The sequence below is a fragment of the Mesorhizobium argentiipisi (SeqCode) genome, from assembly GCF_037179585.1.
Lineage (GTDB): Bacteria > Pseudomonadota > Alphaproteobacteria > Rhizobiales > Rhizobiaceae > Mesorhizobium > Mesorhizobium argentiipisi.
This window is the reverse complement of sequence record NZ_JAPYKO010000015.1, coordinates 54,088-70,476: the sequence shown is the minus strand read 5'-3', so window position 1 is coordinate 70,476 and position 16,389 is coordinate 54,088. Positions and strand designations below refer to the sequence as shown.

The window sequence follows — 16,389 nt, the reverse complement described above, 5'->3', positions numbered from 1 at the left end:
CCGCCATTTCGCTTCCACCCAAACCAATACCAACGGGAATCTTATGGACCTCCAGATGTGAAGGATTTGTGTCGGCAGTTCCGGGGCCGTGAACGGACCGACGGCTTTCAGGGGCCGCTGTAAGGTAGCTGCCGTTCATAGAGGGACGGATCGCAAGCCCAGTAAGAATGGCGAGATCTTCGAGAAAGCGCGTGACATGGCAAACCATGCCGATACGCGCACCACGCAGCTGTATGATCCACGATCAGAAGATGTGGCGCTCGATGAAATCGAGCGCCACATCTAAGGGGTCGATCTAACGGCCACAGCGTTCGACCATCTCATCTGCGATCGCCATGAGACTGTAGGCTTCGACCTTGCGGCTGACGGGTATCAGAAGCTCCGTCGGCTTGGTCAGGTTCTCGGCCTCGACGGTACACCGCACTGCGCCGCTGACGTCCCCATCGTCGGGAAACAGCACGTCGACATCGAAGAATTCCTCGCCGCGCTGATGACGGAAGAGATCGCAGGTCAGAGCGCCACGCTTGGTCGGTTTCCTTTTCGGCCACCGATCGTAGTAAAACCCCTCAGGATTATGCTTCTCTGGCATCGGCGGCATCCGGATAGTAGGGATATCGATGTAGGTTGGGCTAGCAAGACCAGTGGGTTGAATAAGCGACCTGCGCACGCGGTCATGCTCCTCTGCCATTCTCATCATGTCCGACATAGGCCCTATGCCACGTGCGAGATCTGCGAGCGCTCCTTTGCCGTGGAGATTGTCGAACATCGATTGCGCGCTGCGCATTGCCGCCAATTGGGGACCAAGACCGCTCATCACTCCGCGCGACGCCTTCTCCAGTTCGGAGATCCTGAGACCACTGCCGGCCATCAGTGTAGCGATATCAACCCCTTTAGACGCAGTAAGCGGCCGCTTCACGATGCGTCGGACCGCTGGCGCAACAGGCGGTGCGGGCAGCTTGGGAATCGGGGGGAGCGCGGATTGGCGGTCGTCGTCATTCTGATCCTCGTCATCGTCCGGATCATGTGCGTTATGACTCAAATCGATGTTGCCGATAGCCTCAAACGACACGCGCATCTTTGACGCAGGTCGAGTGCCGCCGTTAGCAACGCCAAATGTTAGCGCTATCTCGGGCTCGGGCTCCGTGCGGTCCTTGTGCAGTGACTCAAAGGTTGAGCGACACGCGTCGATCCACTTCGGGTAGGCTTCGGACGAGTATTTGCCGATCGCTTCAGCGTCCGGCGCTTCGTAGGAAATTTCGGTTCCATCGGCCTGAATCTCGGCTTCCGGAGCATCAAAATTCTCCCTTGCCGGATGACGCGCTTTCAGCTTGCCGATCAGCTGGTCAATTTCGGACGGCTTAAGTGCCAAAGCGACCCGGCGGACCACATTGGCCGCTGTTGCCTCGCCTGAGGCGTTCACAATGCTAATGACGGGCTCCTGCGCCCTGTAGATCGAGATGTCCTTTTCCAGTTCCTTGATCCGCTTCGCTTCGGTAGTCTCTTCCGGCGGTCGCTTCCAACTCTCCGGGATCAGAAAGAAGGAGACGCCGATGCCCTGCGCAGTGGATGCCGCGACACTGTCATCTGTCAGCAATGAGACGGAGGCGAATGTCTCATCCTTCGAAAGGGTGGCGACAGTCCCGACAATCCGGTCGTCGTTGATGCTGTAGTCAAGTGAGCTGGCGAGCTCTGGGGCGGGCTGGATGATAGGCATGAGCCGCAGCACGACACGCGGCCCAGCTTCCTGGATAACGACTTCCGGCGGAAGGGTCGCAAGCATTCCACGTATGCGCCCCGAAATCTCGATCGCCCGCTTGCGCGTTCTGCCGCCACCCTTCTTGTGCTTGTCGATCTCCGCCAAAACGGGCTTGGTTAATGCGATCACAATCGGGTCCACCGCGAGGTCGAACCAGGGAATCTCTTCCAGGCGCTTGCACTCGAAGAAGAGATTCGTATCGGCTACAAACACATGCTCCATTCGACCCTCACGAGCGGTAAACCCGGTCGAATCACGTCGCTTGCGCGGAGTTCGCCGATGTCATTGGTATATAGCGAGGCGAGAACATTTCCGCAACGAAACTGCCGGTCATTACTTGGCGAGCCATTCCGCCTAAGCACGAATGTCGATCATCGCCACCGTGCCGCTGAACTCGGAGCTGTACGATCAAGACGAATGCTTGCGTGCCAATAATCATGTCTTGAAACGCTCCGGTTCGATACTCGCTCGTCGCGGAACATCGGACGTCTGGTTTTTGGGTGCTGAGCGGCTCGCCCCAATGTCGCCAGTGGAGGCGCAAAGCGGCCTTTCCATGCCCCGGCGGGCGTAAGCCATTCTCGGTCAAACCCAACCATTCAGAGCAATGGCCTTTCGCCCTACCCCACAGCCGGCCGCCCAAAAATCAGCCTCAAAAACTCGCCCAGCCAGCGCTTGAGGTGCATGTCCCAGATCAGCCGGCCGCCGAGATGGTCGCGGCCGGGCTGGGCGCCGGGCAACTCGAAGCGATGCGCGCCGCGCACCACCCAGCGCTGCATCATCATCCTTGTCAGCTCGCCATGGAACTGGATGCCCCAGGCATTCTCGCCATAGCGGAACGCCTGGTTGGGATAGGTTTCCGCGGTTGCCAGCAGCGTCGCTCCCTTCGGCAGCGAAAAGCCTTCGCGATGGAACTGGTAGACCATCTCCGGCCAGTGCAGCAGCTTCTTGCCGGCCTCGGTCGCCTTCAGCGGATACCAGCCGATCTCGACCAGGCCTTCGCCGTGGCCCTCGACCTTGCCGCCGAGATGGTTGGCGAGCATCTGCGCCCCGAGGCAGATGCCGAGGAACGGTCGGTTCTCCTTGAGCGGGATTTCCAGCCAGTCGGTTTCGCGGCGGACGAACTCGTCCTCGTCATTGGCGCTCATCGGCCCGCCGAAGATGACCGCGCCGGCGTGACCGTCCAGCGTGCAGGGCAATTCGTCACCCAATGGCGGCCGGCGGATGTCGAGGTCGAAGCCTTCTTCCAGGAGCATGTGGCCGACGCGGCCGGGGCTCGAAGTCTCCTGATGCAGCACGATCAGGATTTTTGGTCTCGGCCTCGATCTGGGTGGCATGGAAGGCGAAGGATCCTGCTATTCGTCGCTCGATTCGCCCCGCGCGCCGGGCACCTCTGCTGCCGCCTTGCGGCGCGCCTCGATGCGGTCGCGACGCTCGACGCCAATCAGCTCGGCAACCCGCCAGACGGTATTGTCCTCGAGCTCGTCAAGCTCGCCGTCGGCATAGACGATTTCCCACATAAGGCCGATGAACGCCTTGCGCGCCTCGGGGTCGAGGTGGCGCTTCAAGACGCTGGTGAAGGCGTAGAGGTCGATCGCCTCGTTGTCGGCGCGCTCGCCGGCCGCCGCCAGCGCATCGAGCTCCTCGCCGCTCACCGAATAGGTCTCGGCCAGGATCTGCTTGAACCGTTCCCACTCGACGTCCTGGCGCACGCCGTCGGCGTTCATCACATGATAGAGCAGCGCCGAAGCCGCGACGCGCGGATCGTCGGCGCTCGGCTTGGCCTCGCGCCCAGCCGGCAGATCCCTCAGAAAGGACAATACGCGCTCGAACATCGATGTTTTTTCCCTGCCCACCAACTCGGTCCCAGAACACAGCCTCAGAACAAACGAAAGCGGCGCTGCGATTTTTCCGCTTCTTCTTCCGGCGCGACGCCAGGGTCATCCGGCAGAGGCGGCAGCTCCGAACCGGGCTCGCCGATTTCGGCCTCGCTGACGGCTTCCGCAACGGACGCGTCCTTCTCGCCGCCGTTCGACGGCACCGGCGCCGGCTTCTCGGCCGGAGCATCGGCGACGATGTCGATCGCCTTCTCGGCGACAGGCTGGACAGGCGGCGCAGCCGTGATCGCCGGCACCTCGACATCCGCGTCGCTGTCGATCAGCTGGCCAAGACGTTCCATCGGCGCGCGCCATGTGAAGGCGTCGAGCTTGCCGGTGACCGGCGACACCGGCGCCCAGCGCTCGGAAATGACGCCGTCCGCCACCCAGGCCGGATCGCGCGGCGCGCGCACCGCCTTGGAGAGCAGTTGCCGCACCTTGCCCTGGTCGCCGGTCTCGGCTTCCTCGATATCGGCGAGCAGAAGATAGGCGCCCTCGCGGCGATCCATGCGGATCGCGGCCTCCGCCTCGCGCCGCGCGGTGGCAAAATCCTGCGCGTCGAGCGCCGCGCGCGCCACGGCCATCGCCGACTCGGCATGGTTCTTCTTCAATTCCTGCAGCTTCTTCGCCCGGTTGAGGCGGTCGAGCACGGCGTCTCCCGGCCTGGCATGGGTATAGAGCTCGGCGATGTCGGGATGCGGCTCGGCTTTCCAGGCGGCTTCGAGGATCTTGGAGCCCTTGCGCACGTCGTTTTGCCGGATAACCAGATCGGCGGCGATCACCGCCGCCGGCGCGAAATCCGGCGCCAGCTTGTTGGCTTCGAGCGCCGCGGTGCGGGCCGCGTTCGAGTCGCTGTCGACCAGCGCCTGCGCCTTGGCGGTGAGCAGCACGGCGCGGCGGCGGTTGGCGACGTCGCGCTCGATCTGCCTGGTCGATTTCTGCGCCTCGACCAGCTTCAGCGCGCCGTCCCAGTCACCGCGTTCGGTGAGTTCCTCCAGCGTCGATTCCGCCGCCCAGGCAAGCTGCGGCGCCACCGCTGCGGCGCGGCCGGCATAGTGGCGCGCGGCATTGCGGTCGCCGAGGCGCTCGGCCTCGAGATAAAGCCCGCGCAGGCCGAGCAGCCGCATCTCGGGATCGTCGAGCATGCGCTCGAATTTCTCGCGCGCGCCCTCATGGTCGCCTTCGAGTAGCGAGGCCTGCGCGTCGAGCAGGTTGATCAGCGGCTCCCGGTCGGAGCTGATCAGCTTCGCCGCCTCCTTGGTCTTCTTGCGCGCCAGCGCGCCGTCGCCGGCGCCGGCGGCGATCATGCCCGTCGACAGCGCCTGATAGCCGCGGTCGCGGCGGCGCACGCGGAAATAGCGCGAGATCGTGTAGGGGCTGTTCCACAGCGACTTGATCAGCCACCAGCCGATCATCACCGCGGCGACCACGGCGACGATCGCCACCGCCGCCACCATCAGCGTGACCTGGTATTGGTAGCCGTTGAAGGTGACGATCATCTCGCCCGGACGGTCGGCCAGCCAGGCAAAGCCGAGCCCGAGCGCGAAGACGACGGCGAGGAAGACGAGAAGGCGGATCATCTTGTCTCCTTAAGCCTTCGTCGCGCCGGCAATCAGCGCTTCGAGCTGCTTTTCGACCTCGAGCCGCACCTTCAGTTTGCCGGCAAAGTCTGAGCCGGCTGCCTTTGCCGCGTCCGGCAGCGTGTCATATTCGCTGAGCGCCTTGGCGTAGTCGCCCTGATTGACCGCCACTTCCATGCGCGCCACGGTTTCCGGCACGCCCTTGCCTTCGACGGCGCTGACCGGCCGTACCTTGACCAGCGATTCAGCGCTCGACACCAGGCTCTGGAAGAAGCCGGCATTCTGGTCGGCCGGCTTTGCCGCCTCGACCATGGCGTTGGCGGCGGCATCGGCCTCCGCAGCGATGGTGGCGCGGGTCGGCACGCCCTTTTCGGCATAGGAGCGCAGCGCCGCGAGCTCGGGCGCGTCGGGCGCGATCGCCGCGAAGGTGTCGAGCTCGGTCGCGAAGGGCGCGCCGCGATCGAGCGCCGACTTCAGCGCCGAGGCGGCGATCGCCAGCGCGATCTTGGGTTGGGAGGCCTGCGCCTCGACCTTGCCGGAAAGCTGCGACACGGACTGCTCCAGCGCAGCCACACGGCCGTCCGCGGCCTTGGCCGCGTCGCCGGTCGATTTCACCAGCGCGTCGAGCCCGGCGATCTTCTCGTTGAGCGGACCGAGATCGACGGGCGCCGCATTGCCCTTCTTCTGCAGTTCGGCGACGGCTGTCGCGATCTGGCCGACCTTGTCGCCGAGCGCCTTGAGCGCGGCACCGTCGCCGCCCTGGCCGGCCGAGGATTTCAGCGCCGCGACATCGGCCTTGACCTGCTCGAGCGCCGAGGACAGGCCGTCGACCTTGGCCGACGTCCCGGTGCCGCCACTTGCTTTCAGCGTCGCGATCTCGCTTTTCAGCGAAGCGATCTCGCCGTTGACGCTATCGAGCGGCCCTCCGCCCGATCCCGACGAGCCGACCAGCCCGACCGCCTGCAGCAGGCCGGCGCCGGCAAGCGCGATCACACCGCCGACAACGCCCGCAGCGATGGCGTTGACGCCGGTTCTGCGTGGGGGCTGCGGCACGCGACCCTCGCCCCGTGCCTCACTTCGTGTCTCGCTTGCCTTCGATGCCGAAGCGCCGGCGCCAGGCGCGGATGCGTCCTCGAAATTGTAATCGAAGCCCTTGGGCTGGCTCTTCGGCGCGTCGGAACCGCCGGGATATGGCGCCTCCGGCTCGTCGTTGCCGGCATCGGGCTTATCGGCCGCTGCCTGGGCGACGTCGCTGTGCTCCCAAGGCTCGATATCGGCCTGCTCGGCATGGATCGGCTCTTCCGGCGCCTCCGGCTGCGAAGCGGCGGCCGCCTCTTCCGCCTTCGCCTCGTCGGTTTGCGCTGCCCCTTCCTCGGCCTTGGCGGCATCCTCGTCGGTGATTCGCGAGACAGCGCCGGGCTCGAGTTCGATGGTCACCGGCTCGCGCCGGGTCTTCGAATGTCGCGTCTTCGGCGTCTTGACCATGCTTTGGGCTCCGCGAACTGGCTTGAGGATGGTTCAAAGGGTCCAGGGGATGCTCTAGCACATCACCAAGCGGTGAAAAGGGGCGGTGTGATGACGCGGCTCAGGCGGGCAGCGACAAAAGCGCCAGCAGCGCCTCTTCCTCAGGTTTGGATGCAGTGCGGACCCTGTTACCGGCAACCTCCTCCACCGGCTCGGCGACACGCGCCGAAAGCGCCAGGAATTCCGTTTTTTCAAAGAGATGCCCCAAGGCCGGCCGCGCAATCAGGCTGGCCAGCGCCAAACTGGCTTTGGCCGAATAGAGCAGCGCGGCGTCGATCGGCCGGTCCGAGAGGCGAGCGACCACATCGGCATCGTCATGGTCGACACCTGTCGTGTCGTAGGTCTCGATCGCCTGGACATGCACGCCCCCCGCCGCCAGCCGCTGCTCGAACCCCGAGAAGCGGACGCGGCCGCACAGATAGACGATTGCCTCGCCGGCAAGGCCACCGGCGATGGCATTGGCCAGCGCCTCGGCATCGCCCGGACCTTCGGTGACGGCGAAAAATCCCGCCGCGCGGCAGGCTTCGGCCGTCCTTTTCCCGACCGCGTGGCAAGGCAGGCCCGCAAGTGCCGTGACCAGAGCTTTCGGCGCATGCCGCACCGCATTGGCGCTGGTGGCCGCGACCGCGACGGTATCGCCGCCGATGCTCGCCTCGACCGGCAATGCGCTCGTCTCGGTCAGCGGCAGCAGCACAGGCTGAAATCCCAGGGCTTCGAGGCGTCGTGCCGTGCGCGACGCGCCCGGCTCCGGCCTCGTCACCAGCACGCGGACCATGTCAGGCCCAGCCGTCGAAGAATGTCACGCCGGCCCTGGCGCGAACCGTCCGCGCGGCGTCCAAGCCGATCTCCGCCGCGTCCGCGGCCTCGCCCTCCAGCCGGACCTCGTGTGATTCCGTGCCGTCGGGCGAGATGATCAGCCCGGCAAAGGACAGTTTCTCGCCCGACACCGTCGCATGGCCGGCTATCGGCGTGCGGCAGGAGCCGTCGAGCGCGGCGAGGAAGGCGCGCTCGCAGGTGAGCGCCTGGCCGGTCGGCACATGATGGATCGCCGCCAGCATTCTCTCGACGTCGCGATCGCCGATGCGCGTTTCGATGCCGATCGCGCCTTGTCCCGGCGCCGGCGGAAAAACCTCCAGCGGCATCAGGTCGGTGACGACATGTTCGAGCCCGAGCCTTTTCAGCCCGGCATAAGCGAGGATGGTGCCTTCGGCGACGCCTTCGTCCAGCTTGCGCAGCCTGGTCTGCACATTGCCGCGAAACATCACCACGTCGAGGTCCGGCCGCATGCGGCGAAGCAGCGCTTGGCGGCGAAGCGACGACGACCCGACCGTCGCGCCATGCGGCAGATCGGCGATCCGATTCACCTTCTTGCCGATGAAGGCGTCGCGCGCATCCTCGCGCGGCAGGAAAGTGATAAGCTCCAGCCCGTCGGGCAGCACCGTCGGCATGTCCTTCGACGAATGCACGGCTATGTCGATGCGGCCGTCGAGCAGCGCCTCCTCGATTTCCTTGGTGAACAGGCCCTTGCCGCCGGCCTCCGACAGCGGCCGGTCCTGGATGCGGTCACCGCTGGTCGAGATCGGCACCACCTCGAACGCCCGCTCGGGCAGGCCATGCGCCTGCATCAGCCGCGCCCGCGTCTCATGCGCCTGGGCCAGCGCCAGCGGGCTGCCGCGTGTTCCGATTTTCAAAGTTTGCATGGCGCGCGGTCCGTGATAACCCCCGTCCTTGGCCGAGGTTTGTCGAGATTCAGGTCAGGCCGAGCCGAAAGTGGTGGCTTGCGAGAACCGGAGCGGAGCGTACTTAAAGTACGTGAGCACCGGAAGCGCAGAGAGCCGCCACTTGCAGGCCGGCATCACTCAATATCGGCAGACCTCCTATCGGGGAAAAGCCGGTTGTACAATCTTCGAGGACAGCGACGAATTGATCCGCGTTCTGGGCATTGAGACGAGCTGCGACGAGACGGCGGCCAGCGTGGTGGCGCTGGACGGCGGCGCCGCGCCCGAAATCCTGTCCAACGTCGTGCTCAGCCAGATCGAGGAGCATGCGGCCTTCGGCGGCGTCGTGCCCGAGATTGCCGCGCGCGCCCATGTCGAGGCGCTGGACGGTATCGTCGAGGCGGCGCTCGCCGATTCGGGGGTATCGCTCGACGAGGTCGATGCCATCGCCGCCACTGCCGGTCCCGGCCTGGTCGGCGGATTGATCGTCGGCCTGATGACCGCCAAGGCAATCGCCGCCGCCGCCAACAAGCCGTTGATCGCCATCAATCACCTCGAAGGCCATGCGCTGACCGCGCGGCTGACCGACGGCCTCGATTTTCCTTATCTGCTTCTGCTCGTTTCCGGCGGCCACACCCAGATCGTCGCGGTGCGCGGAGTCGGCGACTACCAGCGCTGGGCGACCACCATCGACGATGCGCTGGGTGAAGCCTTCGACAAGACCGCCAAGATGCTTGGCCTGCCCTATCCCGGCGGCCCGAATGTCGAGAAGGCGGCCGCCAGCGGCGATGCAAGCCGCTTTGCCTTCCCACGCCCGATGAAAGGCTCGGCGCAGCCGGATTTCTCCTTCTCCGGACTGAAGACGGCGGTGCGCCAGGCGGCAACGGCGATCGCGCCGCTGAGCGAGCAGGACGTCGCCGACATCTGCGCCTCTTTCCAGGCGGCGGTGGCGGACGCGCTTGGCGATCGTGTCGGCCGCGCCCTTGCCCGGTTCCGCCAGGAATTCCCGGACCAGGCAAAGCCGGCGCTGGTCGTTGCCGGCGGCGTCGCCGCCAACCGCACGATCAAGGCGACGCTCGAAGCGCTGTGTTCCGAGGCCAGCTTCGCCTTTGTCGCGCCGCCACAGAAACTCTGCACCGACAATGCGGCGATGATCGCCTGGGCCGGCATCGAGCGGCTGCGCGCCGGCATCGCCGACGAAAACACCGCCGATTTCGTGCCGCGCTCGCGCTGGCCGCTCGACAGCGTTTCCGCACCCCTGGTCGGCTCTGGCCGGCGTGGTGCCAAGGCATGACCAAGAGAAGCACGAGCGACTGGCGCGTTACGGTGCTGGGCGGTGGCGCCTGGGGCACGGCGCTGGCGCTGGCCATGTTGCGCGCCGGCCATGATGTCCGTCTCTATGCGCGCGACGCTGAAACCGTTGCCTCCATCGCCCGCGGCGAGAACCCGCACTACCTGCCCGGCATCACGATCGCGCCCGGCATCGCGGCCACCAGCGATATTGCCGCGGCGCTCGACGGCGCCGACTGCGTGCTCGCCGCGACGCCGGCGCAGTCGCTGCGCGCTGTCCTGGCCAATGCCCGCAACCACGTTCCTGCAGGCGTGCCGCTGGTGCTCTGCGCCAAGGGCATCGAGCGCGACACCGGCGCGCTGCTCTCGGCGGTCGTCGAGGAAAGCCTGCCGGGCAATCCGGTGGCGGCGCTTTCCGGCCCGAGCTTCGCCAGCGATGTCGCGCGCGGCCTGCCGACCGCCGTGGTGGTTGCCGCCCGCGATGCGGAATTGGCGGCCGAGCTTGCCGCGCGCTTCTCGGCGGAGAACCTGCGCTGCTATTCGAGCGACGACCTGATCGGCGTCGAGATCGGCGGCGCGCTGAAGAACGTCTTTGCCATCGCCGCCGGCGCCGTCACCGGCGCAGGTCTCGGCGCCAGTGCCCAGGCCGCCATGGTGACGCGCGGTTTCGTCGAATTGCGCCGCATCGGCGCCGCCTTCGGCGCCAGGCCGGAGACGCTGATGGGGCTTTCAGGCCTAGGCGACCTGCTGCTCACCTGCTCTTCCGCCCAATCGCGCAACTTCGCCTATGGCTTGGCGCTCGGCCAGGGCAAGCCGCTTGCCGGCCTGCCGCTGGCCGAAGGCGTGCCGACGGCTGGCATCGCCGCCCGTATCGCCGCCGAGCGCGGCATCGAGGCGCCGATCATCTCGGCCGTCGCCGCCATTCTCGACGGCAAGGTGACCATCGGCCAGGCCGTGACCGCGCTGATGACACGCCCGCTCAAGACCGAAACCGACATATGAACCACCGGAGCTGAAAATGCTGTTTGCGTTGATTTGCAAGGACAAGCCCGGCAGCCTGCAGCTGCGCGTCGACACGCGGCCGGCGCACGCGGCGTTCCTGGAAGGCCTGATCGCCGAAGGCAAGCTTGCCTTTGCAGGTCCCTTCCTCGACGCCGACGGCAAACCGGACGGCAGCCTGGTGATGATCGAGGCGCCGGACATGGCTGGTGCCCAAGCCCTGGCCGCGGCCGATCCCTACGCCAGGGCCGGCCTGTTCAAAAGCGTCGAGATCCGTGCATGGAACTGGGTCTTCCAGAAGCCCACCAGCGCATGATTGGCTGCTCTCGCCCCAATGACGGCGAGAGAGTAAGCATAGACGGGAATGCCATGCGTGGCGGTGCGACAAAGCAACGGGACAAGCGATATGAACTACTGGCTGTTCAAGTCCGAACCTTCGGTCTTTTCCTTCGAGGCGCTGAAGGCCAAAGGCAAGGCCGGCACGCAGTGGGACGGCGTGCGCAATTACGCCGCCCGCAACAACATGAAGGCGATGCAGATCGGGGATCTCGGTTTCTTCTATCATTCCAATGAGGGCCTCGACATCGTCGGCATCGCCGAGGTCTGCGCGCTGGCGCATCCCGACACCACGACCGACGATCCGCGCTGGGAATGCGTCGACATCCGCGCCTATAAGGACGTGCCGAAGCCGGTGACGCTGGAACAGGTCAAGGCCAATCCCAAGCTCGCCGATATGGCGCTGGTCCGGCTCGGCCGGCTTTCCGTGCAGCCGGTGACGCCGGCCGAATGGAAAGAGGTCTGCCGCATGGCCGAGCTCAATCCGGCGCCGTGACGAAGCTCACGCCGAAAAGCGCGAAAAAGTTCATCCTCGACAACACGGCGCTGATGGCGCCGCCACATGTGCCGGAAGTGCTTCTGCACCTCGCCGACGAGGCGCACGACCTGTGGCTGCGCACCGAGGAGGAATTGGCCGAGATCGGCCTGCCGCCGCCTTTCTGGGCGTTTGCCTGGGCCGGCGGCCAGGGCCTCGCCCGCTATGTGCTCGACAATCCAGGGACCGTGCTCGGCAAATGGGTGCTCGACTTCGCCTCCGGTTCCGGCCTCGTAGCGATCGCAGCGATGAAAGCCGGCGCGAAGCAAGTAATCGCCGCCGACATCGACCCGTTCTGCGAAACGGCAATCGCCATCAACCTCGAAGCCAACGGCGTTGAAGCGCAATTCCGCGGCACGGATTGCGTCGGCACCGACGATGGCTGGGACGTCGTGCTCGCCGGTGACGTCTTCTACGACAAGGCTTTCGCCGACCGGCTGCTGCCCTGGTTCGGGTCTCTGAGGGCGCGCGGCGCCGAGATCCTCGTCGGCGATCCCGGCCGCGCTTACCTCCCCAAGACCGGGCTGCAATCGCTTGCCGTCTATCAGGTTCCGGTGACGCGCGTGCTGGAGGATGCCGAGGTCAAGCGTACGACCGTCTGGCGCCTTGCTTGACGCGATGGGCGAACAAGCGTTCCATCGCCTTTCGACTTGGAGGGGAAAAGCATGGATTTTTCGGTCGTGAACTGGCTGGCGGTGATTGGCGCCGCCGTCGTCGCATGGTTGTTCGGCGCCGCCTGGTATATGAGCCTGAGCAAGCCCTGGCTGAAAGCGGCCAAGCTCGACCCGGCCACCATGAAACGCTCGGCCGTTCCGTTCGTCGTCAGCTTCATCGCCGAGCTGATCATGGCGCTCGTGCTGACGCTCGTCGTGGGCGCCATAACCGGCGGCGAGCCGAATCTGATCGCGGGATTGCTGTTCGGCTTCGTGCTCTGGCTGGGCTTCATCGCCACCACGCTCACCGTCAACCACCGCTATGAAGGCTTCGGCTGGGCCCTGACGCTGATCGATGCCGGCCACTGGCTGGGGGTGACGCTGATCATCGGCGCCATCATCGGCTGGTTCGGCGCGCCCGCGGCGCCGGCGGGCTAGAGCATGTCTCCCGAAAGTGGGAACCGGTTTCGGGATAAAGACATGCGCAAAATCAAGAACCTGAAGCGCATGGAGCGAATCTGAAAGATTGCGACGCGCTTTAGCGCAATTCCAGGAAAAATGTGAGCGGTTTTCCGTCCGGAATTGCGTAAAAACAATGAGATAGAGCATTTCACCGTTTCCATGAAACGGCGAAATGCTCTGATTCAGGTCGGCGTTTTCGCCACCTCTTCCAGCAGCCATTCGCGGAAGGCGATGACCCGCGCGTCGTCCTTCGCCGCCTCGGGATAGACCAGGAAATAGGCGAATTCCGGCGCGACCTTGATGCCGAGCTCGAAGGGCCGCACCAGGCGCCCTTGCGAGAGATCGTTGGCCACCATGGCAAAGTCGGCGAGCGCCACCGCGTTGCCGTCGAGCGCCGCCTGGGTGGCATCGGTCGAGGACGCGAAGACCAGCGTGCGGCTGTCGTCGAAATCGTCGACGCCGGCCGCGTGCATCCACATGCTCCAATTCGGCCAGGTCACGCCCTGCCGCGACCAGTCGATATGCGCCAGCGTGTGGTTGAAGAGGTCGCGCGGCTCCTTCAGCGGCGGACCTGACGCCAGCAGCGCCGGGCTGCACACCGGGATGATGATGTTCTCGAACAGCCGATGCGCGCAGAGCCCCGGATATTTGCCGGCGCCGAAGCGGATGCCGATATCGACATCGTCGAGCTCGAAATCCCTGACGTCATAGGTGATGTCGAAACGCAGCTCGACGCCGGGCTTCTGCTGGCGGAAGTCGTCGACGCGGCGCATCAGCCATTTCGTCGCGAACTGCGCGTCGAGCGTCACCTTCAACAGCGCCGTGCCGCGGGTCATCTTGCGGGCGCGGCTGACGGCGCGGTTCAGCAGGTCGAGGGCATCGACCGAGGCCTCCAGCAACACATTGCCTGCCTCCGTCAGCCGGATGGTGCGGCTGGTGCGCGTGAACAGCACCAGGTCGAGCTGATCCTCTATTTCCTTGATCTGGTGGCTGACCGCCGCCGGCGTCAGGCCGAGCTCGTCGGCGGCGCGGGTGAAGTTGAGATGCCTGGCGGCCGCTTCGAACGTCCGCAGCGCACGCGTTCCCGGCAGCAGCTTGGACATATGATCTCCAAACAAAACTTGATGATCAGAAAAGAACTACTCGTTTCCCGTTTGTTTTTCAATCCGGCATCATGGCTTCATCGAAACACTATAAAACCGGATTTGATGTCCGGAGAACACGGATAGAGCCATGTCTGAGATCGTCCTGAAGTCATGCACCACCCTGGAATCCCGTTCCGGCTTCACGCTTTGGCTGCGTTCAGCACGCGATTGGCTGCGCCAGGCTCGCGTCGCCGTCTGGCTGCCGCACGAGTCAGTCGAAGACCTTTCCGACGGCCAGCTGCGCGACATCGGCGCTGGACGCCGGGACATCGCGAAGACGATGGACAGGGAGCTCCGCGAGATCGGGCTGCTCGGCACGGGGTGGCAGAAACCGGGAAAGAGGCAGTAGGGATTAGGCAGTAGGCAATAGCGAAGGAGACACCTACTGCCCTACTGCCCTACTGCCCTACTGCCCTACTGCCCTACCTGATCACCTTCACCACCGTCCTGTCCGACAGCAACGGAAGCAGCCTCGCCATGGTCCGCGCCGTCACCGCCACGCAGCCTTGCGTCGGCGTGAAGTCCGGCCGTGCCAGATGGAAGAAGATCGCGCTGCCGCGCCCGCGACGGCGCGGCGCGATGTTCCAGTCGAGCACCAGGCAGACATCGTAGAGCCGGTCGTCGCGCTTCATCCGCTCATGGCTCGCGCCATAGGGGATCTTCACCGGACGGTTGTAGTTGCGGTCGTTCGGAACCTCGCACCAGCCGAGATCCGGGCCGATCGGCGCCATCGGCAGCCTCGTCCGGCGCCCGGCCGCAAAGTGATCGCCCCGGAAATAGCCCGACAGGATGCGCATCGACGCCAGCGGCGTCGCGCCGTCCCCTTCATGCTTGTTGGCGGAGATGCCGCCGCGCCCCAGCGCGCAGGGAAACACCGTTTTGCCGGCTTGCAGGAAGCCTTGCGCGGGGTTGCCGGGGCGCGCGCGCACAACCAAAACGCTCAGGCCTTTCGGCAAAAATGCGCCCGCCGCATTGCGCTTACGTTTTTTCTTGTATGATTGGGTCACGGAACAAATCACTGTGATCGGCTGTTGCGCCGGTGAGCTTCCGCATAAATGGGGGGAGGTCAACTGAATATTCTTTTTAAAACAACGGATTGATCCATGACATCACGCACCATTCTGATCGTTGATGACGACGACGACCTGCGCGCCACCCTGGTTGAGCAGCTGGCGCTCTACGAAGAATTCGACGTGCAGCAGGAATCGACCGCGGCAAAAGGCGTTGCCGCGGCGCGCAGCGGCGTCGTCGACCTGCTCATCATGGATGTCGGCCTGCCCGATATGGATGGCCGCGAGGCGGTGAAGATCCTGCGCAAGGGCGGCTACAAGGCGCCGATCATCATGCTGACCGGCCACGACACCGATTCCGACACGATCCTCGGTCTCGAGGCCGGGGCCAATGATTATGTGACCAAACCTTTCCGTTTCGCCGTGCTGCTCGCGCGCATCCGCGCCCAGCTTCGCCAGCACGAGCAAAGCGAGGACGCGACCTTCTCGGTCGGCCCCTACACGTTCAAGCCCAGCCAGAAACTGCTGATCGATCCGCGCGGCGCTAAGGTGCGGCTGACAGAAAAGGAAGCCTCGATCATTAAATACCTCTACCGCGCCGACCAGAAGGTGGTGACGCGCGACGTGCTGTTGGAAGAGGTCTGGGGCTACAATTCCGGCGTCACCACGCACACGCTGGAGACCCATGTCTACCGGTTGCGCCAGAAGATCGAGCGCGATCCTTCCAATGCCGAAATTCTTGTGACAGAAAGCGGCGGCTACAAGCTGGTTCCTTAAACATTTCATGATCTAGAGCAATTCCAGGAAAAGTGTGAAACGGTTGGGCTCAGCGGCTTCGCCGTAGCCTTCCGTCCGGAATTGAGCCAAAGAGATAGAGCGGTCGGGCGGGACCGCTTCGGGTACGATCCTGGTGCTGGAGGGTGATGGATCGGCTCGTTGCACGCATCGCACGATGCACGGTGGAGCGTTTTCTCGCGAGCCCACGAGGGCGCGCCGCTCCAAAGGAGGGACTGGACTGACCGCTCGGGGACACAGCTAGGATGGCGCTGGATGACGACATCCGCATTCTGTCCAGCGTGAAGCTTTTCCAGGGCTTCACGCAGGAACAGTTGCGCCTGCTCGCTTTCGGCGCTGAGACCACCGTGCTCCAGGCCGACCATAAGCTCTACCGCGAGGACGACGTCGCTGACTCCGCCTATATCGTGGTCAGCGGTTTGATCGCACTCTATCGGGAGCTAGGCGGCAAACGCGTCCCGATCGGTACGGCAGGCCCAGGCACCATGCTGAGCGAACTGGCGCTGATCGCCGATACTAACCGGCTGACCAGCGCCTCGGCCGCGGTCGATTCGGAAGTGATCCGATTGAGCCGCAAGATGTTCCACCGAATCCTCGAAGAATATCCGGAAATCGCGGTGCTGTTGCATGAGCGCATCCTGGAGGAATTCCAGCAGATGATCGCCCGCATCGAGGAACTGGCGCCAAAGTTTACTGAATAGAAGCGCCGCAT

19 protein-coding genes are annotated in these 16,389 nt (G+C 64.8%); 10 read left to right on the top strand and 9 right to left on the bottom strand.

The annotated features are described in order from the left end of the window. Window positions 1–295: 295 nt before the first annotated feature. On the bottom strand, window positions 296–1,978 hold the full coding sequence (locus O7A05_RS20695) for a PIN domain-containing protein (protein WP_337094821.1): 1,683 nt from the start codon (window positions 1,976–1,978) through the stop codon (window positions 296–298). A 142-nt stretch (window positions 1,979–2,120) separates the two neighbouring features. Between O7A05_RS20695 and O7A05_RS20690 the strand changes: the two genes are divergently transcribed. Beyond that, a complete protein-coding gene (locus O7A05_RS20690) occupies window positions 2,121–2,327 on the top strand; it encodes a hypothetical protein (RefSeq protein ID WP_337094820.1) in 207 nt (68 codons plus the stop codon). Between the two features lie 46 nt (window positions 2,328–2,373). On the opposite strand, the gene O7A05_RS20685 is transcribed toward O7A05_RS20690, so the two are convergent. The 6 genes from O7A05_RS20685 to hemC all read right to left on the bottom strand — a co-directional run bounded on the left by O7A05_RS20685 (window position 2,374) and on the right by hemC (window position 8,434). Next, window positions 2,374–3,090 carry a glutamine amidotransferase gene (locus O7A05_RS20685; protein WP_337094819.1) on the bottom strand — a complete coding sequence of 239 codons (717 nt, stop codon included), beginning with the start codon at window positions 3,088–3,090 and terminating at the stop codon, window positions 2,374–2,376. 18 nt (window positions 3,091–3,108) lie between these two features. Continuing rightward, window positions 3,109–3,588, bottom strand: coding sequence for a tellurite resistance TerB family protein (locus O7A05_RS20680; protein ID WP_224712204.1), 480 nt, complete (start codon window positions 3,586–3,588; stop codon window positions 3,109–3,111). 44 nt (window positions 3,589–3,632) lie between these two features. Continuing rightward, a complete protein-coding gene (locus O7A05_RS20675) occupies window positions 3,633–5,210 on the bottom strand; it encodes a heme biosynthesis protein HemY (protein ID WP_337094818.1) in 1,578 nt (525 codons plus the stop codon). 9 nt (window positions 5,211–5,219) lie between these two features. Continuing rightward, the gene (locus O7A05_RS20670) at window positions 5,220–6,695 is read right to left on the bottom strand and encodes a COG4223 family protein (RefSeq protein WP_337094817.1); all 1,476 of its coding nucleotides are present in this window, start codon (window positions 6,693–6,695) and stop codon (window positions 5,220–5,222) included. A 100-nt stretch (window positions 6,696–6,795) separates the two neighbouring features. Then, on the bottom strand, window positions 6,796–7,509 hold the full coding sequence (locus tag O7A05_RS20665; RefSeq protein ID WP_337094816.1) for a uroporphyrinogen-III synthase: 714 nt from the start codon (window positions 7,507–7,509) through the stop codon (window positions 6,796–6,798). A 1-nt stretch (window position 7,510) separates the two neighbouring features. Beyond that, complete coding sequence (hemC, locus tag O7A05_RS20660; protein ID WP_337094815.1) at window positions 7,511–8,434, bottom strand: hydroxymethylbilane synthase; 924 nt, start codon at window positions 8,432–8,434, stop codon at window positions 7,511–7,513. A gap of 226 nt (window positions 8,435–8,660) precedes the next feature. Here hemC and tsaD point away from each other — a divergent pair, with 226 nt between their 5' ends. The 6 genes from tsaD (at window position 8,661) to O7A05_RS20630 (ending at window position 12,703) form a co-directional block, all read left to right on the top strand. Beyond that, a complete protein-coding gene (gene tsaD, locus O7A05_RS20655; RefSeq protein WP_337094895.1) occupies window positions 8,661–9,746 on the top strand; it encodes a tRNA (adenosine(37)-N6)-threonylcarbamoyltransferase complex transferase subunit TsaD in 1,086 nt (361 codons plus the stop codon). Further along, window positions 9,743–10,744: an NAD(P)H-dependent glycerol-3-phosphate dehydrogenase gene (locus O7A05_RS20650; RefSeq protein ID WP_337094814.1), complete on the top strand. Its 1,002-nt coding sequence runs from the start codon at window positions 9,743–9,745 to the stop codon at window positions 10,742–10,744. Before tsaD ends, O7A05_RS20650 begins: the two co-directional genes overlap by 4 nt. A 16-nt stretch (window positions 10,745–10,760) precedes the next feature. Next, window positions 10,761–11,057, top strand: a complete 297-nt coding sequence (locus tag O7A05_RS20645; protein WP_337094813.1) for a YciI-like protein — start codon at window positions 10,761–10,763, stop codon at window positions 11,055–11,057. 90 nt (window positions 11,058–11,147) lie between these two features. Next, entirely contained in the window at window positions 11,148–11,573 is a 426-nt protein-coding gene (locus O7A05_RS20640; protein ID WP_224531891.1) for an EVE domain-containing protein, read from the top strand. Beyond that, complete coding sequence (locus tag O7A05_RS20635) at window positions 11,528–12,226, top strand: class I SAM-dependent methyltransferase (RefSeq protein ID WP_337094812.1); 699 nt, start codon at window positions 11,528–11,530, stop codon at window positions 12,224–12,226. The genes O7A05_RS20640 and O7A05_RS20635 overlap by 46 nt, the downstream gene beginning before the upstream one ends. 51 nt (window positions 12,227–12,277) lie before the next feature. Then, a complete protein-coding gene (locus O7A05_RS20630; RefSeq protein WP_337094811.1) occupies window positions 12,278–12,703 on the top strand; it encodes a DUF1761 domain-containing protein in 426 nt (141 codons plus the stop codon). Window positions 12,704–12,909: 206 nt separating this feature from the next. Here the strand turns inward: O7A05_RS20630 and gcvA are convergent, their stop codons facing one another. Continuing rightward, window positions 12,910–13,830, bottom strand: coding sequence for a transcriptional regulator GcvA (gene gcvA, locus O7A05_RS20625; protein WP_337094810.1), 921 nt, complete (start codon window positions 13,828–13,830; stop codon window positions 12,910–12,912). Between the two features lie 130 nt (window positions 13,831–13,960). Between gcvA and O7A05_RS20620 the strand changes: the two genes are divergently transcribed. Beyond that, window positions 13,961–14,221, top strand: a complete 261-nt coding sequence (locus O7A05_RS20620) for a hypothetical protein (RefSeq protein ID WP_224640078.1) — start codon at window positions 13,961–13,963, stop codon at window positions 14,219–14,221. A gap of 73 nt (window positions 14,222–14,294) precedes the next feature. Here O7A05_RS20620 and O7A05_RS20615 read toward each other — a convergent pair whose 3' ends face one another. Then, window positions 14,295–14,828 (bottom strand): L,D-transpeptidase family protein, encoded by a 534-nt coding sequence (locus O7A05_RS20615; protein WP_337094809.1) that lies wholly within the window; start codon window positions 14,826–14,828, stop codon window positions 14,295–14,297. Window positions 14,829–14,975: 147 nt separating this feature from the next. Between O7A05_RS20615 and O7A05_RS20610 the strand changes: the two genes are divergently transcribed. Further along, window positions 14,976–15,659: a response regulator transcription factor gene (locus O7A05_RS20610; RefSeq protein WP_112128661.1), complete on the top strand. Its 684-nt coding sequence runs from the start codon at window positions 14,976–14,978 to the stop codon at window positions 15,657–15,659. A 263-nt stretch (window positions 15,660–15,922) separates the two neighbouring features. Further along, window positions 15,923–16,378 carry a Crp/Fnr family transcriptional regulator gene (locus O7A05_RS20605; RefSeq protein WP_337094808.1) on the top strand — a complete coding sequence of 152 codons (456 nt, stop codon included), beginning with the start codon at window positions 15,923–15,925 and terminating at the stop codon, window positions 16,376–16,378. Window positions 16,379–16,389 lie beyond the last annotated feature (11 nt).